This window comes from Streptomyces sp. ISL-94, from assembly GCF_018614075.1.
In the GTDB taxonomy this organism is placed as follows: domain Bacteria; phylum Actinomycetota; class Actinomycetes; order Streptomycetales; family Streptomycetaceae; genus Streptomyces.
Genome location: NZ_JAGGOZ010000113.1, coordinates 1 through 25,963, shown reverse-complemented (window position 1 = coordinate 25,963; position 25,963 = coordinate 1). Strand labels below are relative to the sequence as shown.

Genomic DNA, 25,963 nt, shown 5'->3' with positions numbered 1-25,963 from the left:
TGAAACCGGCAGGTAAAACAAACGTCGAAACAGCAGACAAGCCGGGGCCCGCACCTCACGGTGCGGACCCCGGCATGCTGGAATACTTAGTTGGCGGGGAGGATGTTCTCCGCCTGGGGGCCCTTCTGGCCCTGGGTGACGTCGAAGGACACGCGCTGGCCCTCCTGGAGCTCACGGAAGCCCTGGGTGGCGATGTTCGAGTAGTGGGCGAAGACGTCCGGGCCGCCACCGTCCTGCTCGATGAAGCCGAAGCCCTTTTCCGAGTTGAACCACTTCACGGTGCCAAGTGCCATTTTAAATCTCCTGAATAGGCGGCAAAGGGCCCCATCCGGAGAGTCCGGCAAAACAATAAAAGCGCCTGAGGATCATTCCCGTCAGGCGCACATAAAGTTCATGGGTACCACAACTGCAACGAGATCTACGCTAGCACAAGTCTGCCGCGGAGTGTGGCCGGCGGCGTGTGACGTGCGCCCTTCGTGGTACCCGCGCGCACGCTGCGGCGCCCTCGGGAGCGGGCGCGGTGCGGACGGCGCAGGCTTCGGTCGGCGTCGCAGCACACGTCCGCGTCGCAGCACACGTCCGCATCGACGCCGCCGTCCTCCTCGGCTGCGGCCTGATCCCCTCCTGAGGGGCTACAGGCGCTCGATGATGGTGACGTTGGCCTGGCCGCCGCCCTCGCACATCGTCTGGAGGCCGAAGCGGCCGCCGGTGCGCTCCAGCTCGTGCAGGAGGGTGGTCATCAGCTTGACGCCCGTCGCACCCAGGGGGTGGCCCAGGGCGATCGCGCCGCCGTTGACGTTCACCCGCTCGGGGTCCGCGCCCGTCTCCTTCAGCCAGGCGAGCACCACCGGCGCGAACGCCTCGTTGATCTCCACCAGGTCGATGCCGGCCAGTGACATGCCGGTCTTCTTCAGTGCGTACGCCGTGGCCGGGATCGGCGCGGACAGCATGCGGATCGGGTCCTCGCCGCGGACCGAGAGGTGGTGGATGCGGGCGCGCGGGCGCAGGCCGTGTTCCCGGACCGCCCGCTCGGAGGCGATCAGCATCGCCGCCGCGCCGTCCGAGACCTGGGAGGAGACCGCCGCCGTGATGGTGCCGCCCTCGACGACCGGCGCCAGGGTGGCCATCTTCTCCAGCGAGGTGTCGCGGCGCGGGCCCTCGTCCACCGTCACGTCCCCGTACGCCGCCGTCTCGCGCGCGAAGCGGCCCTCGTCGATCGCGCGGATCGCCCGCTGGTGGGAGCGGAGGGCGAATTCCTCCATGTCCCGACGGGAGATGCCCCACTTCTGCGCGATCAGCTGGGCGCCGTGGAACTGGTTCACCGGGGCGTCCCCGTACCGGGCCCGCCAGCCCTCCGAGCCCGCGTAGGGTCCCTCCGTGAGGCCCAGCGGCTCGGCCGCCTGCCGCGAGGCGAAGGCGATCGGGATCATCGACATGTTCTGGGTGCCGCCCGCGACCACCAGGTCCTGGGTGCCGGACAGGACCCCCTGCGCAGCGAAGTGGACGGCCTGCTGGGAGGACCCGCACTGGCGGTCCACCGTCACCCCCGGCACCTCCTCCGGCAGCCCCGCCGCCAGCCACGCCGTCCGCGCGATGTCCCCGGCCTGCGGCCCCACCGTGTCGAGGCAGCCGAACACCACGTCCTCCACCGCCGCCGGGTCCACCCCGGACCGCTCGACCAGCGCCTTCAGTACGTGCGCTCCCAGGTCGGCCGGGTGGACCGCGGACAGGCCGCCCCTGCGCCGCCCCACGGGGGTGCGTACCGCTTCGACTATGTAGGCCTCGGGCATCGGAACTCCTCTGACGATCTCATCGGTCAGGTGCGGAGGGCGATCCCGTCCAGCACCATCGACAGGTACTGGCGGGCGATCTCCTCGGGGCTGTGCTGTCCTCCCGGCCGGTACCAGGACGCCGCCACCCACACCGTGTCGCGGACGAAGCGGTAGGTGAGGCGGATGTCGAGGTCGGCGCGGAAGACCTTGGCGGCGACCCCGCGCTCCAGCGTCCCCAGCCAGGCCTTCTCGAACTTCTGCTGCGAGTCGGACAGGTAGTGGAAGCGGGGCTGCGCGGACAGGGTGCGGGACTCCTTCTGGTAGATCGCGACGGCGGCGCGGTGCCGGTCGATCTCGCGGAAGGACTCGGTGACGAGGGCCTCGATGGTCTCCCTGGGGCCGAGGCCGGCGGCGAGGACCGTGTCGTAGCCCTCCCACAGCTCGGTCAGGAAGGCCGAGAGGATCTCGTCGAGCATCGATTCCTTGGAATCGAAGTGGTAGTAGAGGCTGCCGGCGAGCATCCCGGCGGCATCGGCGATCTTGCGGACGGTGGTGGCGTTGTAGCCCTGCGCGGCGAAGACCTCGGCGGCGGTGTCGAGGAGTTCGCGGCGCCGCTCGGGCGAGGCGGTCACCTGCGGCTTCTTCGGAGCGGGCTTCTTCTCGGCGGTCGGCTTGTTCGTGGGCACGCGTCCATTCTCGGCCAGGGGGTGCCTTGCCGGTCAGGCCGGATCAGCGAGCGGCGGCTGGTGCGTGCGATCGCAAGGCGGAGGAGGGAGTCGACGCGGAGCGTCGGCGACCGACGACAACGCGGCGAGCGTGCGTGCCAGGCGTCGCGAGCCCGGCCTGACCGGCAAGGCACCCCCTAGGCGTGCTGGCTGCTGACCGACACGGTCTCGCCGGTCATGTACGAGGAGTAGCCGCTGGCCAGGAAGACGATCACGTTGGCCACCTCCCAGGGCTCGGCGTACCGGCCGAAGGCCTCGCGGGCGGTGAGTTCGGCGAGCAGCTCCTCGCTGGTGACCTTCACCAGGTGCGGGTGCATGGCCAGGCTCGGGGCGACCGCGTTGATCCGTACGCCGAACTCCGCGGCCTCCAGTGCCGCGCAGCGGGTCAGCGCCATCACACCGGCCTTGGCGGCGGCGTAGTGGGCCTGGCCGGTCTGGGCGCGCCAGCCGACGACGGAGGCGTTGTTGACGAGGACTCCGCCGCCGCCGGACGCCTTCAGCGACCGCAGCGCGGCGCGGGTGCAGCGGAAGGTCCCGTTCAGGGTGACGTCGAGGACGCGGGACCACTGTGCGTCGGTCATGTCGACGAGGGCGGCGGTGCCGCCGAGGCCGGCGTTGTTGACGACGATGTCGAGGCGGCCGTGGGTCTGCTCGGCAAGCGCGAAGAGGGCCTGGACCTGGTCCTCGTCGGTGACGTCGCAGGGGAGGGAGGCGACGCGGTCGGCCCCGAACTCGGCGGCGAGCGCGTCCTCGGTCTCCTTCAGGCGGCGCGCGTGGGCGTCGCTGATCAGGATCCGGGCGCCCTCCTCCAGGAAGCGGCGGGCGGTGGCCCCGCCGATGCCGGCGCCGGCGGCGGCGGTGATGACGGCGGTGCGGTCCTTCAGCAGTCCGTGGCCGGGGACGTAGTCGGGGGTGGTCACGCCCGTACCTCCTTGGGAAGGCCGAGGATCCGCTCGGCGATGAGGGTGCGCTGGATCTCGTCCGAGCCCGCGTAGATGGTGTCGGCGCGGGCGGAGAGGAAGAGCCGCTGCCGCTCGTGTGCTCGCGGCCGGGCCCGCCGCGGCCCTTGAGGGCGGCGAACCCGCCGGTGAGGTGGGCCTTCAGCCACCTCCGAGCCCCGGTGCGGAACTCCTCGACGCTGCTCATGGCCGTACGTTAACCTACCAAACACTTGTTAGGGAAGGATCCCCGCATGCCCGAAGCCCCGGTGGTGCTGTACGAGCGGCGCGGCCCGGTCGCGTACGTGACCATGAACCGCCCCCGTTGCCGCAACGCGCAGAACAGCGCCATGACCTACGCCCTGGACGACGCCTTCTACCGCGCCGCCGACGACCCCGAGGTGAAGGTGGTCGTCCTGGCCGGCGCCGGCGAGCACTTCTCCGCGGGCCACGACATCGGCACTCCGGAACGCGACGCCCATCTCCCCTTCGAGCGGCGGGCCGGCCTGTGGTGGGACCACTCGGACCGGCCGGGCGCCGAATCCCGCTTCGCACGCGAGTCGGAGGTGTACCTCGGGATGTGCCGGCGGTGGCGGGAGCTGCCGAAGCCGGTGATCGCCTCGGTGCACGGGGCGTGCGTGGCGGGCGGGCTGATGCCGGCCTGGGTCTGCGACCTGATCGTGGCGAGCGAGGACGCCTTCTTCGCGGACCCGGTCGTACGGATGGGCATCCCCGGCGTCGAGTACTTCGCGCACCCGTGGGCGATGCCGCCGCGGATCGCGAAGGAGTTCCTCTACACGGGGGACCGGATGCCCGCCCGGCGGGCGTACGGGGTCGGCATGGTCAACCGGGTCGTGGAACGCGCCCGGTTGACGCAGGAGACCGACCGGCTCGCGCTGCGTATCGCCGAGATGCCCGGCTTCGGGCTGGCCCTGACCAAGCGGGCCGTCAACCAGGCCGAGGACCTCCAGGGCCTGCACACCGGCATGGACTCGGTGTTCGGCCTGCACCACCTGGCGCACGCGCACGACGCGGAGACGGCGGCGGACTCGCTCGGCGGCATGGACGTATCCGCCATGAAGGGCGCCGCCATAGGCGCTGCCATGAAGGAGGCGAACGGCTGATGGACCTGACCCAGACGCCGGAGGTGGAGGCCTTCCGCGCGGAGGCCCGGAGCTGGCTGGCCGCGCACGTCCCGGCCGATCCGCTGCCCTCGCTGGAGACGGGGCAGGGGTTCGCGGCCCACCGGGAGTGGGAGGCGCGGCTGCACGCGGACCGCTGGTCGGTGGTGTCCTGGCCCGAGGAGTACGGCGGCCGGGGCGTGGACCTCGTGAAGTGGCTGGTGTTCGAGGAGGAGTACTGGGCGGCCGGCGCGCCCGGCCGGGTCTCGCAGAACGGCATCAACCTGCTCGCCCCGACGCTCTTCGACCACGCGACGCCCGAGCAGCGGGCCCGGGTGCTGCCCTCCATGGCGAGCGGCGAGGTGATCTGGGCGCAGGCCTGGTCGGAGCCGGAGTCGGGCTCCGACCTGGCCTCGCTGAAGTCCCGGGCAGTGCGCACCGAGGGCGGCTGGCTGCTGTCCGGGCAGAAGACCTGGTCCTCACGGGCCGCTTTCGCGGACCGCGCCTTCGGCATCTTCCGCACGGATCCGGACGCCCCGAAACCGCACCAGGGGCTGACGTATCTGATGTTCGGCCTGCGCGCGCCCGGGGTGACGGTGCGGCCCATCGGCCGGCTCGACGGCAAGCCGGCCTTCGCGGAGCTCTTCCTCGACCAGGTCTTCGTACCGGACGAGGACGTGATCGGCGAGCCCGGTCAGGGCTGGCGGATCGCGATGTCGACCACTGGCAACGAGCGGGGGCTCACCCTGCGCTCCCCCGGCCGTTTCCTGGCGGCGGCGGACCGGCTGGTCGCGCTGTGGCGCTCGCACGGCGACCCGTCCGACACCGCGCTGCGCGACCGGGTGGCGGACGCGGTGGTCGGGGCGCGCGCCTACGAGCTGTTCACCTGGGCGGGCGCCACCCGCTTCGCGGAGGGCGGAGGGATCGGCGCCGAGTCCAGCCTGAACAAGGTGTTCTGGTCGGAGTACGACATCGCGCTGCACGAGACGGCGCTGGACCTGCTGGGGCCGGACGCCGAGCTCGCCGAGGGCCCGTGGGCCGAGCCCTGGATCTTCTCCCTGGCGGGCCCGATCTACGCGGGGACGAACGAGATCCAGCGCGACATCATCGCCGAGCGGCTGCTCGGCCTCCCGAAGGGCCGCCGCTGATGCGCTTCCTGCCGACCGACGAGCAGTCGGACTTCGCCCGTACGCTGCGCTCCCTCCTGGGGGCCGCGGATGTCCCCGCGGCGGTACGGGCCTGGGCGGGCGGCGGGCACGGGCCGGGGCGGGCGCTCTGCTCCCGGATCGCCGGTACGGGCCTCTTCGCCCTGGCCGCGCCCGAGGCGTACGACGGCATGGGGCTGCTCCCGGTGGAGCTGTCGCTGGGTTTCGTGGAGCTGGGCCGGGCCGGGGTGCCGGGGCCGGTGGTGGAGACGGCGGCCGTCTGCGTACTCCTGTCGGAGCTGGGGGACGAGGGGCTCGCGAAGCGGTTCCTGCCCGGGCTGGTCGCGGGCGGGGCCTCGGCGACGCTGACGCTGCCGGGCGGGTCCCCGTACGCCCTCGACGCGGACGCGGCCACGTACTGCTTCACGGTGTCGGAGGCGGGCGAGCTGCGGCTGGCACCGGACGGGGGCGGCCGGCTGCCGGCCTCGACGGACCCGGCGCGCCGGCTGACCGCGCCCGCGGCGGGCGGCGAACTCCTGGCGGCGGCACCGCAGGTGGTGGAGGCGGCGGTGGTGGCCGGGCGCTGGGCCCGGCTGCTGACGGCGGCCCAGTGCCTGGGTGTCGGCGAGGCGCTGCTGGCCCGGACGGTGGAGTATGCGAAGCAGCGCACGCAGTTCGGGACGCCGATCGGCGGCTTCCAGGCGGTCAAGCACCGGCTGGCGGACACCTTGCTGGGCCTGGAGTTCGCCCGGCCGCTGGTGTGGGCGGCGGCGCTGTCCCTGGCGCCGGGGGAGGTGGCGGCGGCGAAGCTGACCGCGGGCGAGGCGGCGTACGCGGCGGCCCTGTCCGCCCTCCAGCTCCACGGCGCGGTCGGCTACACGGAGGAGCTGGACCTGTCCCTGTGGCTGCGCAAGGCCCGCCCGCTGCGGGACGCGTGGGGCACGCCGTCGGTGTGCCGGGCCGAGGTCCTTCAGGCGCGGGAGTCCCGAGAGCGGTAGTACGTGACGAGAGCGGTGTTCACGAAAACGATCGCCGCGAACCAGCAGGCCTGTGGCAGCAGTCCGAGCCCCACCACGGCGAGGGCGGCGGCCCCGAACACCACGGCCTTGACGGAGAGCACGCCGGGCAGCGGCACCTTGTAACGGGCCTTGGGCGCGGCGAAGGCCCCCCACAGCAGAGCGGCGGCCGCCGCGGCCGCCGTACCGAGCAGCACGCCGCCGATCAGCCCGCCGCCCTGCCGGTAGCCCCACAGGGCGAGGGTGAGGAGGGCGAAGACCTCCAGGAGGAAGGCGAGGAGGTCGTTGAGGATCCCGAAGGTCCGGCGGCGCGGCGCTGTCATGCGCACAACCTCACCCGCGCGGGACGCGCTGTCCAGTGGCGTCTCGTACAAAGGCGGTCATACCAGGGCGGTCATACGAAGGCGGTCATACGAGGGCGACGCTGAGGCTGACCACGTACGGCTCCTCGACGGACCCGTCGGGGAAGAGGGCCGGCAGCCGCTCCCGCTCGGCGTCCATGAACTCCCTGGTACGGGCCTCCCCGAGGAGGAGGAAGGCGGAGTGGCTCGCCTGGTTGGCGAGGTGCGCCTCCAGGGGGATCCGCCGCGACCAGCGGACCTCCCGCCGGCCGGTGATGTCGAGCCCGTCCGTGGTTTCGCGCGGCGGCAGCCCGATCTCCCCGATGAAGGCCCGGATCCGCGCGTCCTGCTCGGCGATCCACGGGACGGTGGTGTCCAGGTCGTTCCACCACAGCGCGAGCGCGCCGCCGGGGCGCAGCACACGGCGGGCCTCGGGGACGGCGCGGGCGGGATCGGTCCAGTGCCAGGCCTGGGCGTAGGTGAGGAAGTCGAACGCGGCACTCGCCAGCGGCAGCCGGTCGCCGTCGCCGCGCACGATCGGGATGCCGGGGTTGGCCCGCCGGAACTCGGCGGCCATGCCGTCCCCGGGCTCTACGGCGAGGACCTCGGCCCCGCGGGCGCGCAGCAGCGCGGTGGCGATCCCGGTCCCCGCCCCCACGTCGGCCACCCGCGCCCCGGCGAGCGGCCGCCCGGCGAGCTCCTCGACGGCGTCGAAGAGCGCCGCCGGGTAGGCGGGACGGTAGGCCCGGTACTGCGCGGCGGCGGCATCGAAGGACCTGGCGCGTGACGTCATGCGGCCATTCTTGGCGATCACCGGAAGCCGGTCCAGCGCGTTGCCGCCGGCCTCCGGCGGGACGTAGGCCAGGGTCTCAAGCCCGGGCGGGGCGCAGGGAGATACGGGTGAGGGTGGCGGTCTGGATCAGGAGCAGGACGCCCGCGCCCGCGGCCCGCCAGAGCGGTTCGGCCGGGCGGGGGCCCAGGGACCAGGCGGGGCCGTCCGGATCCGCCGTCACCGTCAGCCGCGCGCCGACCGGGAGGTCCTTGGCCACCGGCCCGGGGAGGTCGCGGCCGCCCTCGGTGCGCAGCCGCAGCGACGGGGTGTGGCCGGAGCCGTCCTCCACCATCGTCCGCGACGCGACCACCGCCGTTTGCTCGCGGCCGCGCTCGTGGAGCGTGTGCCGGTCCCAGGCGATCCAGCCGGTCACCGCGATCCCGGCCGCGGCGAGCGCGACGGCGGTACGGGCCACGAACTCCGCGTTGGTGCCGTGCGGCACGGCCGCCCCGAGGACGAAGAGGGCCAGCAGGATCGGCACCCAGGCACCCTCCAGGTCCCGCAGCAGCAGGATCGCCCCGAACTCCCCGGCCAGCACAAGGCAGTTGCGCAGAATCGCCCCCGGCACCCGCCGGACCAGTTCAGCCATGGACACATCATGTCCGGGGAAATCCGGGTGCAGCCCTCCCCAGGCGCCTCGTAGGATGCGGGGCAAGGGCGGGGTCGTAGCACAGAGGTAGTGCGCCTACACAGCATGGAGGAGGACGCCGGTTCGAATCCGGCCGCCCCGCCCCCCTGTCCTCCTGTTTCTTCGCGGGCTACCGCGCGTCCGTGGTCGCCACCCATGCCGCCGCCGCGCTCCGGGCGGCCGCCGCGGCCGGCAGGGGAAGCCCCAGGAAGCCGTGGAAGACGCCCGGGTGGAGCTGGACCGTGCAGTCGACGCCCGCTGCCGCGAGCCGGCGTGCGTACGCGAGGCCCTCGTCCCGCAGCACGTCGCAGTCCGCGAGGACGATCAGGGTGCGCGGGAGCCCGGACAGGTCGGGGGCACGCAGCGGGGAGACGTGCGGGTGGGCCGGGTCGCCGCCGTAGGTGTCCCAGTACCAGGCCATGTGCGCGGCGGTGTGGAAGTAGCCCTCCGCGAAGGCCTCCACGGAGGCGGAGTCCATCGACGCGTCCAGCGGCGGATAGAACAGCAGCTGGCCCGCGACCAGTTCGGGCGCCCGCAGCGCGGTGACGGCCGCGAGGTTGCCGCCGCTGGAGTCCCCCGCCACCACCAGCCGGGCCGGGTCGCAGCCCAGCGCCCGCGCCTGCGCGCGCGCCCACAGCAGTACGGCCAGCGCGTCGTCCGGCGCCGCCGGCCAGGGGTGTTCGGGGGCGAGCCGGTAGTCCGCCGAGACCAGCACCGCACCCGAGGCCGCCGCCAGGGACCGGCACAGCGCGTCGTGGGTGTCCAGGCCGCACATCACCCAGCCGCCGCCGTGGAGGTAGACCACCAGGGGGCGGCCGACGGCTCCCGGGGCGGGATCGTAGACGCGGACGGGGACGCCCGGGGCGTCGGTGTCGTACACCGACGCCACCTCCGGGCCGCGCGGGCCGGGTACCGCCGCCGCCCGCAGGACCGCGGGATCGCCGGGGCCGGGGAAACCGGCCGCCATCGCGTCGCACATCAGCCTGGCCGCCGGTGACAGGAGATCGCTCGGATCGCTGGGATCGCTGGGATGGCTCGGATCGCTGGGATGGCTCATGCCGCCGTCATCCCTCCGTCGACCGTGAACTCCGTGCCCGTCACGTACGAGGACGCGTCCGAGCAGAGGAAGAGGACCAGCTCCCCGACCTCCTCCGGCCGCCCCATGCGGCCCAGCGGCACGTGCGACCAGTCCCGCCCGGCGACCGCCTCGGCCACCATCGGGGTGTCGATGGCCCCGGGATGCACCGAGTTGACCCGGATCCGGTCCGGCGCCAGGTCCAGCGCCGCCGACCGGGTCAGCCCGCGCAGCCCGAACTTGGTGGAGCCGTAGGCCGCGTGGCCCGGTATCCCGACCAGTCCGGCCGTCGAGGAGATGTTGACGATCGAGCCGCCGCCGCCCGCCCGCAGGACCGGCGCCACCGCCTGTATGCCGAGGAACGGCCCCAGCAGGTTGACCCGCAGAAGGGCCTCGAAGCCTTCGGGGCTCTGCTCCTCCACGTGCGCCGTGCGCCACAGCGCCGCGTTGTTGACCAGCGCCGAGACCGTGCCGAAGGCCGTGACCGCCGCCTCCACCACCCCTGCCCAACCTGCCGCGTCGGCCACGTCGTGCCGTACGTACAGCCCCTGGTCGCCGAGTTCCGCGGCCACCGCCCGGCCCTCGTCCTCCCGTACGTCGGTGACGACGACCCGCGCCCCGGCCGCGGCGCACAGCCGGGCCTCGGCCGCGCCCTGACCGCGCCCGGCGCCGGTGATGACGACGACCTTCCCGTCGAGGCAGACACCCACGGCTCAGCCCTCCAGCGCGCGGAAGTGCGGGATGACCTTCTCGCCCCACTGGCGGATGGTCTCCATGCACGCCTCCTGCGGCACGGTGCCCATCTGGATCAGGCACATCACCTCGTCGACGCCGATCTCGCGCAGCTGCTCGACGTAGGCGACGGCCGTCTCGGCGCTGCCGTAGGCGTGTTCCGCGTTGTAGGTGCCGGTGTCGACGGGGCGGGCCGGGATGTTCGCCTCGTGCAGCTTGGCGACGAGTTCCTCGCGGCTCTGTGCCAGGGCGGCCGCGTGGTCCTCGTCCTCCCCGCCGGTGGGTTGGGGGCCGTTGCCGTACCAGTGCGCGATGGACTCGGCGAAGAACCGCTGCCCCCGGGTGCCGAGCCGCAGCGCCCGCTCGGCGTCGTCGTCGAGGACGATGGTCGGGCAGAGGGCGGAGAGGTGGTCGTTGACCTCTTCCGACACGAAGCGCTCTCCGCCGCGGGTGGCGATGGCCTCGTCGTAGACCTTGCGCATCGCGCGGACGTCGGCCCAGATCCGGTCGAAGCCCATCTCCTCGGCGAAGACGGCCTGTTCCACGCAGTCGTGGATGACCTGGCGCTCGCGTTCGGGGGTGGGGTCGACGAGCTGCGCCTCGAAGATCATCGAGAACTTCACAGTGAGGTCCCTCCGTCCAGGGAGTTATTTCTAATAGGAATACTTCTAGCAGGCACACCCCGCAGGGGGAAGGGCGCCGCGGGGACCGGTCGTAGACTGCGCTGCGTGGCAGAAGAGACGGCAGGCGAGACGGCGAACGAGACGGCAGGCGAAGCGCAGAAGCCCACGCTCCCCGCGACCAGCTGGGCGGTGCTCGGCCTGCTCTCCTTCGGGGAGGAGCTCTCCGGCTACGACCTGAAGAAGTGGTCGGACTGGTCGCTGCGGTTCTTCTACTGGAGCCCGTCCTTCAGCCAGATCTACGGCGAGCTCAAGCGGCTGGAGAAGGCCGGCTACGCCTCCTCACGGCTGGTCGCCCCGGAGAGCGGCACCCGCGACAAGCGGGTGTACCGGATCACCGACGAAGGCATGACGGCCGTACGGGAGTGGGCGCGCGAGACCCCGGTCGACCCGCCGGTGCTCAAGCACGGGCCGATGCTGCGGCTGTGGCTGGGCCACCTGCTGGAGCCGGAGAAGATGCGCGAAGTCCTCGTACAGCACCAGGAGTTCGCCGAGAAGATGCGCCGTCGCGCGGTGGCCGACGTGGAGGGCGCCCAGGGCGAGACCGCGTGGGCGTACCCGACGCTCACCCTCAAGTGGGCCGAGCGGTACTACGCCTCCGAGCGCGACCTGGCGGCCGCCATGCTCGCCGACATCGAGGAGCTCGGCAAGCGCCCGTAGGCGCGCCGGAAGTAGAGCAGCGGCGGCTCGCCGGCGCGGTGCGCGGTCAGGTCGGTGACGCGGCCGAGCACGATGGCGTGGTCGCCGCCGTCGCGATCCGGCCCTACAGCTCCTGGTCCGAGCTGGTCACCCTGCGCCCCGGCGACCGGTACCTGCTGGTCAACCCGTTCTTCCACACCTTCGGCTACAAGGCGGGCGTCCTGGCCTGCCTGCTGCGCGGGGTCACCATGCTCCCCGAGGCCGTCTACGACACCGACCGCATCCTGGCGCGCATGGCCGCCGAGCAGGTCACCACCGGGAACGGCTGGCGGCCGAACTGGAGTTCCTCGGCGTGCGCGTCTGAGCGGCGGCTGTCGGAGCCACGCGCTTTGATGGGCGTATGACGACGAACAACTGGGCAGTGTTCGAGAAGGCCGAGCCGGAGTTCGCGGCGGCCGTCCAGGCCCGCTTCGCGCAGTATCCGCACCATGTCCTGGCCACTCTCCGCAAGGACGGCTCCCCGCGGCTGGCCGGGCTGAATGTCGACATCCGCGGCGGGGAGCTGTGGCTGGGCATGATGGCGGGCTCCCTGAAGGCCCGGGACCTCCAGCGCGACCCGCGGTTCGCCCTGCACACCAATCCGGGCGCGGGCGAGGAGATGCCGGACGGGGACGTACGGATCTCCGGGCGCGCGCTGGAGCTGGTGGATCCGCCCGAACTGCACCGGTACGCGGAGGAGACGGACACCCCGCACCCCTTCCACCTCTTCCACGCCGATCTGACGGAGGTGGTCCGCATCGGCGTGGAGGGAGACGATCTGGTGGTGCGGTCCTGGACCCCGGTGCGCGGCCTGCGCACCATCCGCCGGGGCAATGACGACGAACCGCCGAGGGAGGACCCGCCGGCCGCTGCGGGTCCGGCCGCCCCGGCGAGTCCGGCCGCCCCGGCTCCGGAGGGTCCCGCTAACTGAGCGGGAAGAGGGAGCCGGGCCCGAGGACGGAGGGGTCGATGTCGAGCCAGTTGCGGTCGATGTTGATGGTGACCCCGCCGTAGGAGGCGTCGTGGTCGCCGCGGAACTGGTGGGCGCGGCGCCGGCCGGCCCACTGGTCGGTGCCCGCGGGCAGGCCCATGTCGGCGTCGCTGACGGAGGGCGAGTCGTTCCAGCGGGCGACCCACAGCACGTCCGGCATGGCCTGGGGGGCCTGGTGGTAGTGGGCGCTCAGCGCCTTGGCCCCGGAGCCGGCCGAGACGTAGGCGGCGGAGCGGTAGCCCAGCTCGTGCAGCCGGACCGTCCAGGCGGTCAGGTAGGAGACGACCGGGGCGTCCCAGGTGGCGCGGTCGGTGTAGCCCTCCACGTCGTTGTAGAGCACGGTGTCCGGGGGCAGTCCCAGGGACTCCGCGGCGGCCGCCGCGCCGTCGGCGGCGGACCGGCCCTGCGCATCGGCCTCGGAGGGGTCGGTGGACAGGCCGGTACTGGAGCTGTTCCAGGGCTGGGGGCCCACCCAGATCGGCATGAGGTGCCAGCCCCCGTCGGCCTGCCGCCGGACCCAGTCGGCCGTGAGCTGCGGCTGGGCGCAGGCCCGGGCGCGGCCGCCGATGTAGATGCCGATCGCGCCGAAGGGGGAATCGGCCCGCCAGGTGTCCATGGACCGCTGGTTGGGGGCGGTGCAGGCATCGAAGCCCTCGCCGGTGAAGGGCGCCTGTGCGGTACGGGGCGTGTCCCCGTCGGTGGCCACCGCCGGCTCGGCTGGGGGCCGGGGGCCCGCGGGGGCGCCGGGGGTCACGGCGCGGGCGCGCGCCAGGACCCGGCGTACGGCGTCGGGCGCGGCCCCGTAGGAGACGGTGGCCATGACCCCGGGCCGGGGCAGGGCGTACCGCAGCTCGTTGCTGTCGGACTGGGGCGGGTCCTCGGGCAGCGCGGTTGCGGAGTCGACGGCGATCGTGAGGATGTCGGCGCGCTGCGGGGCTCCGTCGAGGGGTTCGAGGTGGAGGGTGTCGGCACGGTCGGCGACGGCCCGGCCGGTGCACCGGCTCTGGGTGCCGGCGTGGCCGAGGTAGAGAGTGGGCAGGTCCAGGCGCAGGCAGGCGTCGGGGTCGAGGCCGAGGTCGACGATCCGCCAGTCGGGGGGGACGGTGAGGCGCAGACCGGCGTAGTCGATGGTTCGCGCGTCGACGGTCCGGGCGTCGGCGGCGGCGGTCGTCGCCGCGGGGAGTACGGGGACCAGCAGGGCGGCGCCGAGGAAGCCGCTCAGCAGGGTTCGAAAGGGGGTCATGATCCGGATGGTTAGCAGACGGCGGGGCCCCTCAACGCGGCCGAGGGACCCCGCAGATGGTCCGTACGGCTCAGGGCGCCGGCTGGTCCTGGAAGGCGGGGAGGTCGAAGACGCGCTGCTTGCCGGCCTCGTCCATCAGCTCGACGAGGGGCAGGACCAGCTCCCACAGGTCCTGTTTGCCGACCTCCCGGACGAGTGCGTCCAGTTCGGTGTCGCCGAGCGCGGCGGCGGCGTCCGCGACCACCTTGCGCGCTTCCCCGGGCAGGACGCCGACCAGCGGCAGGAACTCGCCCCACAGCCCGGTCGCCACGACGGCCCGGACCACGCCGGCCAGCACCTGCGGATCCCGCAGGGAGTCCAGCCGGGCCACGGCGAGCCGGTCCTGCGCGCCGAGCAGGGCGACGAGGGGCAGCAGCGTCTCCCACAGCCCCTGATCGTGCGTCACCCGCACGAGTGAGTCCAGCGCGGCCCCGTCGAGACGGGCGGTGAGCTGGGCGATCCGCAGCCGCTGCTCCCCGCCGACCATGGCGGCGACGGCGAGGGCCTCCTCCCAGAGCCCGGCGGCCGAGGCGGTGCGGACGACCGAGCCGAGCCGCTCGTCCCCCATGAGTTCGAGGATCCGGGGCAGCCGCTCGGGCTGGTCCACGTAGAACCCGGCCTTCAGCACGTCGGCGTCGCCGACCTGCTCCAGGGTCCGCCCGAGCACATGGTCGCGCAGGTGCCCGACGAACCGGCCCATCGTGAGGTGGTCGCCGTTCGCGGCGAGCACGACGGCGATCCGTACGACGAGCCCCTCGTCGAGCCGGTCCACGATCGCGGCGATCTTCCGCGGGTCGAGGTGGGCACAGGACTCGGCCGTGAACGACACGGGCAGCTTCTCGATGATGTCGGCGGCCCGCCCGGCCTCCAGCCGCCCCGCGACGGCGGCCGCCAGCCGGGGGCCGAGCGCCTTCTGCGAGATGGCGGCGGCGACCCCGGCGGGCACCAGCCTGGTGGCGGCGGCGATCCGGTCGAGCATCTCGGGGGCACCGTCGAACAGCACGGCGGCGGCCCGCTCCCGGAAGGCCCGCACATCCTCACCCGGCAGCCCGGCCAGAAACCCCACCGCGGCGGTGTCAAGCCCCAGCAGCCGACCGACCTTCTCCACCTCGGCACGACCCGCGGCGCTCACCGGAACAACACCTTGCGCACGGCCCCACGCGCGAGGCCAGGCACCAGCTTGAGCGCCTCCTCGGCGGCCTCGTTCAGCCCCCCGGCCTGCCGCGCCCGCTCGTCCCGCACCGCGTCGGCAAGCCGCGCCAACTCGGCGCCGGCCAGACCGGCGAACGACCCAGGAGGCCGCACACCACCCAACTCCCCCGCCAACCGCTCGAGTTCCTGTCCATGCTGCTCGCCCACGGCACGACCTCCACCCACAAGAGACGACGGCTCGTCCCGAGGGTGACCCCGTATTGACTATTAGTCAATACTCGTGGGTAGCACTGCACTCCCCAACGTCGCCGCCGGGCAAGGAAGGTCGGCGCGGCGCCCGCCCCCCCGGCCGGGGACTCGGCGGGCACCAGGCCGACCAGGTGGCTCACACCGGCGCCAACTTGAAGCCGACCAAGGCCGATTTGCCCACCCTTTCGTCGCGGATCTCGAACTCGTCCGCAAGCGCCGTCACCAACCACAGCCCCCGCCCGGTCTGGGCATCGAAGTCGGGGTGCCGTACGACCGGATGTCCCGGGCCACTGTCACGGACTTCGATCCACAACACCCCGTCCTCCCGCGCCAGCCGCACCGAGAACTCGCGCCCGAGCGGGACACCGCGCAGAACGGCGTTCGCAGCCAGCTCTGAGACGCAGAGCCGTATGTCATCCCGCCGCTCGGACACGCCCCACTCGGCGAGGGTGTCGCCTACAAACTGACGGGCCGCGCGCACGAGACGCGAGTCCGAGGGAAACGCTGCTGCCGGGACAAGGGCATACCACCCCACCGCCTTAACGCTGAGCTTCCAAGGCCACACAGAACGTACCGCTATTCGCGAAAAGCGGCAAGGCTTGCGAGGGTAGGTCACATCGGGGCCGTCGCTTAACGTGGGGGACGGCAGAGCGAGTCGGATGTGCAGGAGGCGGCGTGAGCGGCAGCGGATGGACCAGTACGTCGATGCCCTACCTGACGCCCCGCACCTCAGGGCAACCGGACGCCTGGAGCGAAGAAGCCAAGGCGGCAGGCCGTCGGGGCAGCCAGCGCATCATCCACGCCGGGGAGACCCGGGCCCCGGCCGATGTCGCCCTCGCTCTGGACCTGATGGCCGGAGATGCCGTTGTCGTGCGCCGCAGGATCATCGAACTCGACGGTGAGCCGACCGAGTTGACCGACACGTACTACCCGGTGGACATCGCCGCGGGAACTCCACTGGCCGGCACGGCGAAGATCCGCGGTGGCGCCCTGACACTGCTGGCCGACCTGGGGCACGTCGGCGTACGCGTCGTCGAGAACGTGACAGCGAGGATGCCCAGCGCCGGCGAGTGCGAGCAGCTCCGTCTCGCGGCGGGCGAACCGGTCCTGCAACTCGCCCGGACCACCTACGACTCGGCGGACCGACCGATCCAGGCCGACGTGATGGTCATGCCCGCCGCGCGCCAGCAACTGCGGTACGAGATCAGGATCGGATGACCGTGCCCCACCCCGAAGCCGCCGACCTCGATCCCCGACCGCTCCATGCCCGCATCGCGGCCGATCTCCGCGACGAGATCATGAGCGGCGACCTCGCACCCGGGGCGAAGCTGCCCTCGACCGCGCAGCTCAAGGCACGGTTCGAGGCCTCCAACGCCACGATCCAGAAGGCCGTGCAGCTCCTCAAGGACGAGGGACTCGCCGTCGGCCGGGCGGGCGCGGCCGTGACCGTACGGGAGAACCGGCAGCGCACCGTCCGGCCCGCGGGCTCCCTGGCTCCGGCAGCCAATGGGGCACCGTACCCGTGGCTCGTCGAGGCCGGGGAACGGCCGTCAGCGGCTCGCAGCATTCTGCTGGCCGTGGAAGAGGTGACCGTACGCGGCGATATCGCCACCGCGCTGGGGCTCCCGGAGGGCAGCCCGGCGGTCTGTCGGCGCCAGCTGATCAGCATCGATGACGAACCTGCCGAGCTGGTGAGCTCGTACTACCGGCCGGAGCTCGCACGCGGCACCGCCCTCGCGGAGTCCCGCCGGATCCGGGGCGGCACCCCGACCCTGCTGGCAGAGCTCGGCTTCCCGCCGCGCCGCAGCGTCGACCGGATCTCCGCGCGGGTCGCGACACAGGAGCAGTACACCGCCCTGCGACTTCCCGGAGAGCTGCCTGTGTTGCGTACCCTCCGCACGGTCCACGGCCCGGATGACCGCCCGGTCGAAGTCACCGTCATGGTGAAGGCCGGGCACCTCTACGAGCTCCAGTACGAGTTCACGCCCGCGCCCTGAGGGCGAACGCCACAGCGCCCGCCATCCCTGGTCGGGGACTATGGCGGGCGCTGCGTCAGGTTTCCGTACGCCGTTGTACGGACCGTATGAGGGGTCTCCCCGGAGGGAGGGATGACGGGGTTACACCGTCAGGGAGCGGTCCGTCGGCTTGACGGGGTACGGGAGGGCGCTGCTGCCGGTCAGGAAGCGGTCCACGCCGCGGGCGGCCGAGCGGCCTTCCGCGATGGCCCAGACGATGAGCGACTGGCCGCGGCCCGCGTCGCCGGCGACGAAGACACCGTCGACGTTGGTCGCATAGGAGGCGTCGCGCTCGATGTTGCCGCGGGCGTCCAGCGCCAGGCCGAACTGCTGGACCAGGCCGTTCTCCTGGTCCGTGCCCGTGAAGCCCATCGCCAGGGTGACCAGCTGCGCGGGGAGGACGCGCTCGGTGCCCGGCTTATGGACGAGCTTGCCGTCCACGAACTCGACCTCGACCAGGTGCAGGGCCTGGACGTTGCCGTCCTCGTCGCCCTCGAAATGGGTGGTGGAGACGGAGTAGACCCGCTCGCCGCCCTCCTCGTGCGCCGAGGTGACCTTGTACAGCATGGGGAACGTCGGCCAGGGCTGGTTGGCGTTCCGCTCCTCGCCGGGCTTCGGCATGATCTCCAGCTGCGTGACGGAGGCCGCGCCCTGGCGGTGGGCGGTGCCCACGCAGTCCGCGCCGGTGTCGCCGCCGCCGATGACGACCACGTGCTTGCCCTCGGCCGTGATGGGGGGCGCCATGAAGTCGCCCTCCTGGACCTTGTTCGCGAGCGGCAGGTACTCCATCGCGAAGTGGATGCCCTTGAGGTCGCGGCCCGGGACCAGCAGGTCGCGGGAGACCGTCGCGCCGGCCGCGATGACGACCGCGTCGAACCGCTTGCGCAGGTCGGTCGCGGTCAGGTCGCGGCCGATCTCGATGCCGGTACGGAACTTGGTGCCCTCCGCACGCATCTGCTCGATGCGGCGGTTGATGTGCACCTTCTCCATCTTGAACTCGGGGATGCCGTAGCGGAGCAGACCGCCGATGCGGTCGGCGCGCTCGTACACCACCACGGTGTGTCCGGCCCGCGTCAGCTGCTGGGCCGCGGCCAGACCGGCCGGACCCGAGCCGATGACGGCGGCCGTCTTGCCGGACAGGCGCTCCGGCGCCTGCGGGGTGACGTCGCCGTTGTCCCAGGCCTTGTCGATGATCGAGACTTCGACGTTCTTGATCGTGACGGCCGGCTGGTTGATGCCGAGGACGCACGCCGACTCACACGGGGCCGGACACAGGCGGCCCGTGAACTCCGGGAAGTTGTTCGTCGCGTGCAGGCGCTCCGAGGCCGCGGTCCAGTCCTCGCGGTACGCGAAGTCGTTCCACTCCGGGATCAGGTTCCCGAGCGGGCACCCGTTGTGGCAGAACGGGATGCCGCAGTCCATGCAGCGGCCGGCCTGCTTGCTGATGATCGGCAGCAGCGAGCCCGGAACGTAGACCTCGTTCCAGTCCGTGAGGCGGTCGGCCACAGGACGGGTGCAGGCGGTCTCGCGGGGGGTGGTGAGGAAGCCCTTCGGGTCAGCCATGGGTCGCCGCCTCCATCATCTTCTCCGTGGTCTCGGATTCCGAGAGTCCGGCGAGCTCAGCGGCGTCCTTGGCGGCGAGCACTGCCTTGTACGTGGTCGGGATGATCTTGCTGAAGCGGTCCACCGCGACGGACCAGTCAGCCAGGAGCTTCGCGGCCACGGTCGAGCCGGTCTCCTCCTCGTGGCGGCGCACCACATCGTGCAGCCACTGCTTGTCGGCGTCGGAGAGGTCGGTCTCGACCGCCTCGGTGTTCCCGGCGTTGACGTTGTTGCGGTCGAGGTCGATCACGTACGCGACGCCGCCCGACATGCCGGCCGCGAAGTTGCGGCCCGTCTCGCCCAGGACGACCGCCTGGCCGCCGGTCATGTACTCGCAGCCGTGGTCGCCCACGCCCTCCGAGACGACCAGGGCGCCGGAGTTGCGGACGCAGAAGCGCTCGCCGGTGCGGCCGCGCAGGAACATCTCGCCGCCGGTGGCTCCGTAGCCGATGGTGTTGCCGGCGATGGTGGAGTACTCGGCGAGGTGGTCGGCGCCGCGGTCCGGCCGGACCACGATGCGGCCGCCGGAGAGGCCCTTGCCGACGTAGTCGTTGGCGTCACCCTCCAGGCGCAGCGTGATGCCGCGCGGCAGGAAGGCGCCGAAGGACTGGCCGGCGCTGCCCGTGAAGGTCAGGTCGATCGTGTTGTCGGGCAGGCCCGCACCACCGAACCTCTTGGTGACCTCGTGGCCGAGCATGGTGCCGACGGTCCGGTTGATGTTCCGGATGGCGACCTGCGCGCGGACCGGCTGGGCGGCCTCGGCGGACTCGGCGTTCAGCGCGTCGGCCGCGAGCTCGATCAGCTCGTTGTCGAGGGCCTTCTCCAGACCGTGGTCCTGCTCGATCAGGGCGTGGCGGACCGCGCCGTCGGGCAGCTCCGGCACGTAGAAGAGGGGCTCGAGGTCGAGTCCCTGGGCCTTCCAGTGCGTGACGGCCTTGGTGGTGTCGAGCAGCTCGGCGTGGCCGACGGCCTCCTCGATGGTACGGAAGCCCAGCTCGGCGAGGATCTCGCGCACCTCCTCCGCGATGAACTCGAAGAAGTTGACGACGAACTCCGGCTTGCCGGAGAAGCGGTCTCGCAGGACCGGGTTCTGCGTGGCGATGCCGACCGGGCAGGTGTCCAGGTGGCAGACGCGCATCATGACGCAGCCGGAGACGACGAGCGGCGCGGTCGCGAAACCGAACTCCTCGGCGCCGAGCAGCGCGGCGATGATGACGTCGCGGCCGGTCTTGAGCTGGCCGTCCGTCTGGACGACGATCCGGTCGCGCAGCCCGTTGAGCAGCAGGGTCTGCTGGGTCTCGGCGAGGCCGAGCTCCCAGGGGCCGCCCGCGTGCTTCAGCGAGGTGAGCGGGGAGGCGCCCGTACCGCCGTCGTGGCCGGAGATGAGGACGACGTCCGCGTGGGCCTTGGAGACACCTGCGGCGACGGTGCCGACACCGACCTCCGACACCAGCTTCACGTGGATGCGTGCGGCCGGGTTGGCGTTCTTGAGGTCGTGGATCAGCTGAGCCAGGTCCTCGATGGAGTAGATGTCGTGGTGCGGCGGCGGGGAGATCAGGCCGACACCCGGGGTGGAGTGCCGGGTCTTGGCGACCCACGGGTAGACCTTGTGGCCGGGCAGCTGGCCGCCCTCGCCGGGCTTGGCACCCTGCGCCATCTTGATCTGGATGTCGTCCGCGTTGACCAGGTACTCGGAGGTGACGCCGAAGCGGCCGGAGGCGACCTGCTTGATCGACGAACGCCGCGCCGGGTCGTACAGGCGCTCCGGGTCCTCGCCGCCCTCACCCGTGTTGGACTTGCCGCCCAGCTGGTTCATGGCGATGGCGAGGGTCTCGTGCGCCTCCTTGGAGATGGAGCCGTACGACATGGCGCCGGTGGAGAAGCGCTTGACGATCTCGGAGACGGGCTCGACCTCGTCAATGGAGATCGACGGGCGGTCGGACTTGAAGCCGAACAGGCCGCGGAGCGTCATCAGGCGCTCGGACTGCTCGTTCACGCGGTCCGTGTACTGCCGGAAGATGTCGTACCGGCGGTTGCGGGTGGCGTGCTGGAGGCGGAAGACCGTCTCCGGGTCGAACAGGTGCGGCTCGCCCTCGCGGCGCCACTGGTACTCGCCGCCGATCTCCAGCGCGCGGTGCGTCGCCGGGACGCCGGAGACCGGGTACGCCTTGGCGTGGCGGGCGGCCACCTCCTTGGCGATGACGTCCAGGCCGGCGCCGCCGATCTTGGTGGCGGTGCCGCTGAAGTACGTGCCGACGAACTCCTCGTTCAGGCCGACGGCCTCGAAGACCTGGGCGCCGCGGTAGGAGGCGACGGTGGAGATGCCCATCTTGGACATGACCTTCAGGACGCCCTTGCCGAGCGCGTAGATCAGGTTCTTGATGGCCTGCTCCGGCTCCAGGCCGGACAGGAAGGTACCGGCGCGCAGCAGGTCCTCGACGGACTCCATGGCGAGGTACGGGTTGACCGCGGCGGCGCCGTAGCCGATGAGCAGCGCGACGTGGTGGACCTCGCGGACGTCACCGGCCTCGACCAGCAGGCCCACCTGGGTGCGCTGCTTGGTGGCGATGAGGTGGTGGTGCACGGCGGAGGTGAGCAGCAGCGACGGGATCGGCGCGTGCTCGGCGTCCGAGTGGCGGTCCGAGAGGACGATCAGGCGGGCGCCGGCCTCGATGGCGGCGTCGGCCTCGGCGCGGATCTCGGCGATCCGGGCGGCCAGCGCCTCGGCGCCGCCGGAGACCCGGTAGAGGCCCGAGAGGGTGGCGGCCTTCATGCCCGGCATGTCGCCGTCGGCGTTGACGTGGATGAGCTTGGCCAGCTCGTCGTTGTCGATCACCGGGAAGGGCAGGGTGACGCTGCGGCAGGACGCGGCGGTCGGCTCCAGCAGGTTGCCCTGCGGGCCCACCGAGGACAGCAGCGAGGTGACGAGCTCCTCGCGGATGGCGTCCAGCGGCGGGTTGGTGACCTGCGCGAAGAGCTGCGTGAAGTAGTCGAAGAGCAGCCGGGGGCGCTCGGACAGGGCCGCGATCGGGGAGTCCGTGCCCATGGAGCCGAGCGGCTCGCCGGCGGTACGGGCCATCGGCGCGAGGATGACGCGCAGCTCTTCCTCGGTGTAGCCGAAGGTCTGCTGGCGGCGGGTGACCGAGGCGTGGGTGTGCACGATGTGCTCACGCTCGGGCAGGTCCGACAGCTCGATCTCGCCGGTCTCCAGCCATTCGGCGTACGGAGCGGCGGCGGCGAGCTCGGACTTGATCTCGTCGTCCTCGATGATCCGCTTCTGGGCGGTGTCGACGAGGAACATCTTGCCGGGCTGGAGGCGGCCCTTGCGGACGACCTTGGCCGGGTCGATGTCGAGCACGCCGACCTCGGAGCCGAGGACGACGAGGCCGTCGTCGGTGACCCAGTAGCGGCCGGGGCGCAGACCGTTGCGGTCGAGGACCGCGCCGACCTGGGTGCCGTCGGTGAAGGTGACGCAGGCCGGGCCGTCCCAGGGCTCCATCAGCGTGGAGTGGTACTGGTAGAACGCGCGGCGGGCCGGGTCCATGGAGGTGTGGTTCTCCCACGCCTCCGGAATCATCATCAGCACGCTGTGCGGCAGCGACCGGCCGCCGAGGTGGAGCAGCTCCAGGACCTCGTCGAAGGAGGCCGAGTCGGAGGCGTCCGGGGTGCAGATCGGGAAGATGCGGTCCAGCGCGCCGTCGCCGAAGACGCCGGAGGCCAGCTGGGACTCGCGGGCCTCCATCCAGTTGCGGTTGCCCTTGACCGTGTTGATCTCGCCGTTGTGCGCGACGAAGCGGTACGGGTGGGCGAGCGGCCAGGACGGGAAGGTGTTCGTCGAGAACCGCGAGTGGACCAGGGCGAGCGTCGACGCGAAGCGGCGGTCGGACAGGTCCGGGAAGAAGGGCTCCAGCTGGCCGGTGGTCAGCATGCCCTTGTAGACGATGGTGCGGGCGGAGAGCGACGGGAAGTAGACCCCGGCCTCGCGCTCGGCGCGCTTGCGCAGCACGAAGGCCTTGCGGTCCAGCTCGATGCCGGTGCTGCCTCCCCCAGACTCGGTCCGGGAGGTGCCCCCACTCACGAAGAGCTGGGAGAAGGCCGGCATGGTGGCGCGGGCGCCGTTGCCGAGCAGGTCCGGCGTCACCGGAACCTCGCGCCAGCCGAGGACCGTCAGGTTCTCCTCGGCGGCGATGGCCTCGATCTGCTCCACGGCGACGGCCTGTGCGGGGCCGTCGGCGGGGAGGAAGGCGATGCCGACGGCGTACGCGCCGGCCTCGGGAAGGTCGAAACCGGCCACCTCGCGCAGGAAGGCGTCGGGCACCTGGGACAGGATTCCGGCGCCGTCGCCCGAGTCCGGCTCGGAGCCGGTCGCGCCGCGGTGCTCGAGGTTCCGCAATACGGTCAGCGCCTGCTCAACGAGGGTGTGGGTCGCCTCGCCGGTGAGGTTCGCCACGAAGCCGACGCCGCAGGCGTCCTTCTCGTTGCGCGGGTCGTACATGCCCTGCTGGGCGGGGCGACCGTCCATGGGCGACCAGGCAGTGGTGCTGGGGCCGGTCGCGGAGTGCGTGGATGCGGAACGCATCGGCTCTCCCGTCGTCGTCGTGGCATATGTGCATAGCCGAGGGACGACGTTGGCCCTCTGCGAAATTTCGTGCAGGTTACATGATGACGGCAATCCCGAGAAGCGGATATGTCGTTCCAGCATGCGGACATGCGCGAGGCAGAAAAGAGGGGGACCTTCGGGAACGTTTCAGAAAATCAACGGGGACGAAGGTCCCGGCGCGAGGCGGGCATCATTGCCCGGGCGCCCTGGTGTGATGCCCAGCGGACACACGACCGAAACCGCAGGGTAACGGATTACTTATGCGGAGCTCTGCATAGTGTGGCACTCCCTGCTCGATCAGCCTACGGCTCCACCGATCCACGTGCCCAGGATGTACGTCACACCGGCGGCCGCGCCACCCAGAACCAGCTGCCGCAGCCCGCTGTACCACCACGACCGCGCGGTGACCCGGGAGACGACCGCGCCGCACGCGAAAAGCCCGACCAGGGCGAGCAGCACCGCCGGCCACAGGGACGCGGCTCCGAGCAGGTACGGCAGTACGGGGAGCAGCGCCCCCAGGGCGAAGGAGCCGAAGGACGAGACGGCGGCGACGAGCGGCGAGGGCAGGTCGTCGGGGTCGATCCCGAGCTCCTCGCGGGCGTGGATCTCCAGCGCCTGCTCGGGGTCGCGGGACAGCTGCATGGCGACCTCGCGGGCGAGCGCCGGCTCGACGCCGCGCGAGACGTAGAGCTCGGCCAGCTCCTCCATCTCGTCGATGGGGTGCTTGCGCAGCTGCTGGCGTTCCACGTCCAGCTCGGCGAGGACCAGCTCGCGCTGCGAGGCCACGGAGGTGTACTCGCCGGCCGCCATCGAGAAGGCGCCGGCCGCGAGGCCCGCGAGCCCGGTGATCACGATGGTGTGCGGGGCGACGGCGCCGCCGGCCACGCCGGTCATGAGCGCGAGGTTGGAGACGAGCCCGTCCATGGCACCGAAGACGGCCGGCCGCAGCCATCCGCCGTTGACGTCGCGGTGGGTGTGGTTGTCCCGGTGCGCGGTGTGCAGCGGTGCTTCGATGTCGATGATGGACATACGCATGTCTCCCCATTTGTGCGAACGGGCGCCGCGAGACACCCCGCTCCCCCTGACCACCTCGAAAGTACGCACGATTTCCGCTGCCCGCCAGCAAGGTAGGCCGTACTTACCTGCGGTTTTGCGGGTCGGCGACCGGGTGACGGGGGCGTTCGCGGGGTGTTTCGCGACGAGCGACAAACCGCATGCCATGGCACAAATCCCCCAAGGGCTCAATATGAGTCCCATCAAGTGGAGAGGCGCGCCATGGAGCTGATTGCATGCAATCCGCAGGTCCTCCTCGAACGGGCCAGGGGCGCTCTTCTGGGCCTCGCGGTGGGTGACGCGCTGGGCGCCCCCGCCGAGAACATGAAGCCGTCGGAGATCCGGGCGAAGTGGGGCCGCATCGAGGGCTTCGTCTCGGACGACCCGGCGGGCACGGACGACACGGAGTACGCGATCTTCTCGGGCCTGCTGCTGGCCCGCCACGGCTCGGCGCTCACCGTCGCGCACGTCGAACGCGCGTGGCACCACTGGATCGCCGACCTGGACGAGGGCCCGTTCCGCGGGGCGGGCTTCAGCGAGCGCGGCACCCTCGAAAACCTCCGGCGCGGCCTGGCGGCCCCCATCTCGGCCCAGCACCGGCACGCCTGGTCGGACGGGCTCGCCATGCGGGCGGCCCCCTTCGGGGTGTTCGCGGCGGGCCGCCCGGCGGAGGCGGCCCGGCTGGTCGCCATCGACGGCTGCGTCAGCCACGACGGCGAGGGCATCTACGGGGGCCAGGCGGTGGCGGCGGGCGTCGCCGCGGCCATGGCGGGCGGCAGCCCCGCGTCGGTGGTCTCGGCGGCGCTGTCCGTCATCCCCTCGGACTCCTGGACGGCCCGCTCCCTGCGCCGGGCCGTCACCGCCGCCCCGCGCGGGGAGCGGGCGGTGCGCTCGGCGGTGGTCATCGGCGGCTACCCGTGGACGGACCTGGCACCGGAGGCCGTCGGCCTGGCCTTCGGCGCCTTCGCGGCGTGCCGGGGCGACTTCCCCTCGTCCGTCCTGACGGCGGTGAACATGGGCCGGGACGCGGACACCACCGCGGCGGTGGCGGGCGCGCTCGCGGGCGCGCTCTCCGGCGCGGGCGCCATCCCCCTGCCCTGGTCCTCGGCCATCGGCCCGGTCCGCGGCAGCTGCCTCCCCTCAATGCGGGGCTACCACGTCCTGGACATCGCGGACCTCCTCACCCCGGAATACGAGGCACCCCGATGACCCCAGCGGACCCCGCCACACCCAACCCCTCCCCCCTCCTCGGCCCCTCCCCCCTCCCCGCCGCCTTCCTGCTCCCGGAACCCCAGGCCGCCGCACCCGCCGCCTTCCCCCTCGCGGACGCCCACCC

At 72.2% G+C, this 25,963-nt stretch carries 26 protein-coding genes, 1 tRNA gene and 1 pseudogene; 10 read left to right on the top strand and 18 right to left on the bottom strand.

From position 1 onward, the window contains the following. Positions 1-86: 86 nt before the first annotated feature. The 5 genes and pseudogenes from J7E94_RS29190 to J7E94_RS29170 all read right to left on the bottom strand — a co-directional run. Positions 87-293: a cold-shock protein gene (locus J7E94_RS29190; RefSeq protein ID WP_030707191.1), complete on the bottom strand. Its 207-nt coding sequence runs from the start codon at positions 291-293 to the stop codon at positions 87-89. Between the two features lie 339 nt (positions 294-632). Continuing rightward, entirely contained in the window at positions 633-1,790 is a 1,158-nt protein-coding gene (locus J7E94_RS29185; RefSeq protein ID WP_215019802.1) for an acetyl-CoA C-acetyltransferase, read from the bottom strand. Positions 1,791-1,816: 26 nt separating this feature from the next. After that, a complete protein-coding gene (locus J7E94_RS29180) occupies positions 1,817-2,458 on the bottom strand; it encodes a TetR/AcrR family transcriptional regulator (protein ID WP_215019801.1) in 642 nt (213 codons plus the stop codon). A gap of 176 nt (positions 2,459-2,634) precedes the next feature. Further along, on the bottom strand, positions 2,635-3,417 hold the full coding sequence (locus J7E94_RS29175) for an SDR family oxidoreductase (protein WP_215019800.1): 783 nt from the start codon (positions 3,415-3,417) through the stop codon (positions 2,635-2,637). Then, positions 3,414-3,530 (bottom strand): annotated as a pseudogene (locus J7E94_RS29170) (acyl-CoA dehydrogenase family protein); the annotation flags it as partial. The gene J7E94_RS29175 and the pseudogene J7E94_RS29170, both read right to left, overlap by 4 nt. Before the next feature lie 159 nt (positions 3,531-3,689). Between J7E94_RS29170 and J7E94_RS29165 the strand changes: the two are divergent. From J7E94_RS29165 to J7E94_RS29155, 3 genes are read left to right on the top strand one after another with little or no spacing between them, the layout of a single operon-like run. Further along, positions 3,690-4,559 (top strand): enoyl-CoA hydratase, encoded by an 870-nt coding sequence (locus J7E94_RS29165; protein WP_215019799.1) that lies wholly within the window; start codon positions 3,690-3,692, stop codon positions 4,557-4,559. After that, entirely contained in the window at positions 4,559-5,704 is a 1,146-nt protein-coding gene (locus J7E94_RS29160) for an acyl-CoA dehydrogenase family protein (RefSeq protein ID WP_215019798.1), read from the top strand. Before J7E94_RS29165 ends, J7E94_RS29160 begins: the two co-directional genes overlap by 1 nt. Continuing rightward, positions 5,704-6,699: an acyl-CoA dehydrogenase family protein gene (locus tag J7E94_RS29155; RefSeq protein WP_215019797.1), complete on the top strand. Its 996-nt coding sequence runs from the start codon at positions 5,704-5,706 to the stop codon at positions 6,697-6,699. Before J7E94_RS29160 ends, J7E94_RS29155 begins: the two co-directional genes overlap by 1 nt. On the opposite strand, the gene J7E94_RS29150 is transcribed toward J7E94_RS29155, so the two are convergent. From J7E94_RS29150 to J7E94_RS29140, 3 genes are all read right to left on the bottom strand, one after another. Further along, positions 6,672-7,040 (bottom strand): YrdB family protein, encoded by a 369-nt coding sequence (locus J7E94_RS29150; RefSeq protein WP_215019796.1) that lies wholly within the window; start codon positions 7,038-7,040, stop codon positions 6,672-6,674. The genes J7E94_RS29155 and J7E94_RS29150 overlap by 28 nt on opposite strands. 85 nt (positions 7,041-7,125) lie before the next feature. Then, complete coding sequence (locus J7E94_RS29145; RefSeq protein WP_215019795.1) at positions 7,126-7,851, bottom strand: class I SAM-dependent methyltransferase; 726 nt, start codon at positions 7,849-7,851, stop codon at positions 7,126-7,128. A 76-nt stretch (positions 7,852-7,927) separates the two neighbouring features. Continuing rightward, on the bottom strand, positions 7,928-8,479 hold the full coding sequence (locus tag J7E94_RS29140) for a hypothetical protein (RefSeq protein WP_215019794.1): 552 nt from the start codon (positions 8,477-8,479) through the stop codon (positions 7,928-7,930). Positions 8,480-8,547: 68 nt separating this feature from the next. Between J7E94_RS29140 and J7E94_RS29135 the strand changes: the two genes are divergently transcribed. Beyond that, positions 8,548-8,622, top strand: a tRNA-Ala gene (locus J7E94_RS29135). Between the two features lie 26 nt (positions 8,623-8,648). On the opposite strand, the gene J7E94_RS29130 is transcribed toward J7E94_RS29135, so the two are convergent. Genes J7E94_RS29130 through J7E94_RS29120 form a run of 3 tightly spaced genes read right to left on the bottom strand, consistent with a single transcriptional unit; the run spans position 8,649 to position 10,948 of the window. Next, positions 8,649-9,575 carry an alpha/beta hydrolase gene (locus J7E94_RS29130; protein ID WP_215019793.1) on the bottom strand — a complete coding sequence of 309 codons (927 nt, stop codon included), beginning with the start codon at positions 9,573-9,575 and terminating at the stop codon, positions 8,649-8,651. Next, positions 9,572-10,303 carry an SDR family NAD(P)-dependent oxidoreductase gene (locus J7E94_RS29125; protein WP_215019792.1) on the bottom strand — a complete coding sequence of 244 codons (732 nt, stop codon included), beginning with the start codon at positions 10,301-10,303 and terminating at the stop codon, positions 9,572-9,574. The genes J7E94_RS29130 and J7E94_RS29125 overlap by 4 nt, the downstream gene beginning before the upstream one ends. Positions 10,304-10,306: 3 nt before the next feature. Beyond that, positions 10,307-10,948, bottom strand: a complete 642-nt coding sequence (locus tag J7E94_RS29120; protein WP_215019791.1) for a hypothetical protein — start codon at positions 10,946-10,948, stop codon at positions 10,307-10,309. A gap of 105 nt (positions 10,949-11,053) precedes the next feature. On the opposite strand from J7E94_RS29120, the gene J7E94_RS29115 reads away from it, so the two are divergent. The 3 genes from J7E94_RS29115 to J7E94_RS29105 are packed head-to-tail and all read left to right on the top strand — an operon-like array spanning position 11,054 to position 12,614. Beyond that, the gene (locus J7E94_RS29115) at positions 11,054-11,665 is read left to right on the top strand and encodes a PadR family transcriptional regulator (protein ID WP_308345502.1); all 612 of its coding nucleotides are present in this window, start codon (positions 11,054-11,056) and stop codon (positions 11,663-11,665) included. A 38-nt stretch (positions 11,666-11,703) separates the two neighbouring features. Continuing rightward, positions 11,704-12,048 (top strand): hypothetical protein, encoded by a 345-nt coding sequence (locus tag J7E94_RS36090; RefSeq protein WP_215019884.1) that lies wholly within the window; start codon positions 11,704-11,706, stop codon positions 12,046-12,048. After that, a complete protein-coding gene (locus J7E94_RS29105) occupies positions 12,045-12,614 on the top strand; it encodes a pyridoxamine 5'-phosphate oxidase family protein (protein ID WP_215019790.1) in 570 nt (189 codons plus the stop codon). The genes J7E94_RS36090 and J7E94_RS29105 overlap by 4 nt, the downstream gene beginning before the upstream one ends. On the opposite strand, the gene J7E94_RS29100 is transcribed toward J7E94_RS29105, so the two are convergent. From J7E94_RS29100 to J7E94_RS29085, 4 genes are all read right to left on the bottom strand, one after another. Next, entirely contained in the window at positions 12,607-13,917 is a 1,311-nt protein-coding gene (locus J7E94_RS29100; RefSeq protein ID WP_215019789.1) for a DUF1906 domain-containing protein, read from the bottom strand. The genes J7E94_RS29105 and J7E94_RS29100 overlap by 8 nt on opposite strands. A gap of 70 nt (positions 13,918-13,987) precedes the next feature. After that, positions 13,988-15,088 (bottom strand): hypothetical protein, encoded by a 1,101-nt coding sequence (locus J7E94_RS29095; protein WP_215019788.1) that lies wholly within the window; start codon positions 15,086-15,088, stop codon positions 13,988-13,990. Further along, positions 15,085-15,315, bottom strand: a complete 231-nt coding sequence (locus J7E94_RS29090) for a hypothetical protein (protein WP_215019787.1) — start codon at positions 15,313-15,315, stop codon at positions 15,085-15,087. Before J7E94_RS29090 ends, J7E94_RS29095 begins: the two co-directional genes overlap by 4 nt. Before the next feature lie 178 nt (positions 15,316-15,493). Next, complete coding sequence (locus tag J7E94_RS29085; RefSeq protein ID WP_308345501.1) at positions 15,494-15,892, bottom strand: ATP-binding protein; 399 nt, start codon at positions 15,890-15,892, stop codon at positions 15,494-15,496. A 140-nt stretch (positions 15,893-16,032) separates the two neighbouring features. On the opposite strand from J7E94_RS29085, the gene J7E94_RS29080 reads away from it, so the two are divergent. Together J7E94_RS29080 and J7E94_RS29075 are read left to right on the top strand one after the other, a co-directional pair. Then, positions 16,033-16,575: a GntR family transcriptional regulator gene (locus J7E94_RS29080; RefSeq protein ID WP_215019786.1), complete on the top strand. Its 543-nt coding sequence runs from the start codon at positions 16,033-16,035 to the stop codon at positions 16,573-16,575. Continuing rightward, the gene (locus tag J7E94_RS29075) at positions 16,572-17,354 is read left to right on the top strand and encodes a GntR family transcriptional regulator (RefSeq protein WP_215019785.1); all 783 of its coding nucleotides are present in this window, start codon (positions 16,572-16,574) and stop codon (positions 17,352-17,354) included. Before J7E94_RS29080 ends, J7E94_RS29075 begins: the two co-directional genes overlap by 4 nt. A 120-nt stretch (positions 17,355-17,474) precedes the next feature. On the opposite strand, the gene J7E94_RS29070 is transcribed toward J7E94_RS29075, so the two are convergent. The 3 genes from J7E94_RS29070 to J7E94_RS29060 form a co-directional block, all read right to left on the bottom strand. Then, positions 17,475-18,935: a glutamate synthase subunit beta gene (locus J7E94_RS29070; RefSeq protein ID WP_215019784.1), complete on the bottom strand. Its 1,461-nt coding sequence runs from the start codon at positions 18,933-18,935 to the stop codon at positions 17,475-17,477. Further along, positions 18,928-23,496, bottom strand: coding sequence for a glutamate synthase large subunit (gltB, locus tag J7E94_RS29065; RefSeq protein ID WP_215019874.1), 4,569 nt, complete (start codon positions 23,494-23,496; stop codon positions 18,928-18,930). The genes J7E94_RS29070 and gltB overlap by 8 nt, the downstream gene beginning before the upstream one ends. Positions 23,497-23,871: 375 nt before the next feature. Beyond that, positions 23,872-24,603 (bottom strand): VIT1/CCC1 transporter family protein, encoded by a 732-nt coding sequence (locus tag J7E94_RS29060; RefSeq protein ID WP_215019783.1) that lies wholly within the window; start codon positions 24,601-24,603, stop codon positions 23,872-23,874. 246 nt (positions 24,604-24,849) lie between these two features. Between J7E94_RS29060 and J7E94_RS29055 the strand changes: the two genes are divergently transcribed. Continuing rightward, positions 24,850-25,836 carry an ADP-ribosylglycohydrolase family protein gene (locus J7E94_RS29055; RefSeq protein ID WP_215019782.1) on the top strand — a complete coding sequence of 329 codons (987 nt, stop codon included), beginning with the start codon at positions 24,850-24,852 and terminating at the stop codon, positions 25,834-25,836. Positions 25,837-25,963 lie beyond the last annotated feature (127 nt).

What these genes read in the sequence shown, in the direction of transcription:
- J7E94_RS29190 (WP_030707191.1), bottom strand. Translation starts at nt 293, where the DNA reads ATGGCACTTGGCACCGTGAAGTGGTTCAACTCGGAAAAGGGCTTCGGC.
- J7E94_RS29185 (WP_215019802.1), bottom strand. Translation starts at nt 1,790, where the DNA reads ATGCCCGAGGCCTACATAGTCGAAGCGGTACGCACCCCCGTGGGGCGG.
- J7E94_RS29165 (WP_215019799.1), top strand. Translation starts at nt 3,690, where the DNA reads ATGCCCGAAGCCCCGGTGGTGCTGTACGAGCGGCGCGGCCCGGTCGCG.
- J7E94_RS29160 (WP_215019798.1), top strand. Translation starts at nt 4,559, where the DNA reads ATGGACCTGACCCAGACGCCGGAGGTGGAGGCCTTCCGCGCGGAGGCC.
- J7E94_RS29155 (WP_215019797.1), top strand. Translation starts at nt 5,704, where the DNA reads ATGCGCTTCCTGCCGACCGACGAGCAGTCGGACTTCGCCCGTACGCTG.
- J7E94_RS29150 (WP_215019796.1), bottom strand. Translation starts at nt 7,040, where the DNA reads ATGACAGCGCCGCGCCGCCGGACCTTCGGGATCCTCAACGACCTCCTC.
- J7E94_RS29145 (WP_215019795.1), bottom strand. Translation starts at nt 7,851, where the DNA reads ATGACGTCACGCGCCAGGTCCTTCGATGCCGCCGCCGCGCAGTACCGG.
- J7E94_RS29140 (WP_215019794.1), bottom strand. Translation starts at nt 8,479, where the DNA reads ATGGCTGAACTGGTCCGGCGGGTGCCGGGGGCGATTCTGCGCAACTGC.
- J7E94_RS29130 (WP_215019793.1), bottom strand. Translation starts at nt 9,575, where the DNA reads ATGAGCCATCCCAGCGATCCGAGCCATCCCAGCGATCCCAGCGATCCG.
- J7E94_RS29105 (WP_215019790.1), top strand. Translation starts at nt 12,045, where the DNA reads ATGACGACGAACAACTGGGCAGTGTTCGAGAAGGCCGAGCCGGAGTTC.
- J7E94_RS29100 (WP_215019789.1), bottom strand. Translation starts at nt 13,917, where the DNA reads ATGACCCCCTTTCGAACCCTGCTGAGCGGCTTCCTCGGCGCCGCCCTG.
- J7E94_RS29075 (WP_215019785.1), top strand. Translation starts at nt 16,572, where the DNA reads ATGACCGTGCCCCACCCCGAAGCCGCCGACCTCGATCCCCGACCGCTC.
- J7E94_RS29070 (WP_215019784.1), bottom strand. Translation starts at nt 18,935, where the DNA reads ATGGCTGACCCGAAGGGCTTCCTCACCACCCCCCGCGAGACCGCCTGC.
- gltB (WP_215019874.1), bottom strand. Translation starts at nt 23,496, where the DNA reads ATGGACGGTCGCCCCGCCCAGCAGGGCATGTACGACCCGCGCAACGAG.
- J7E94_RS29060 (WP_215019783.1), bottom strand. Translation starts at nt 24,603, where the DNA reads ATGTCCATCATCGACATCGAAGCACCGCTGCACACCGCGCACCGGGAC.
- J7E94_RS29055 (WP_215019782.1), top strand. Translation starts at nt 24,850, where the DNA reads ATGGAGCTGATTGCATGCAATCCGCAGGTCCTCCTCGAACGGGCCAGG.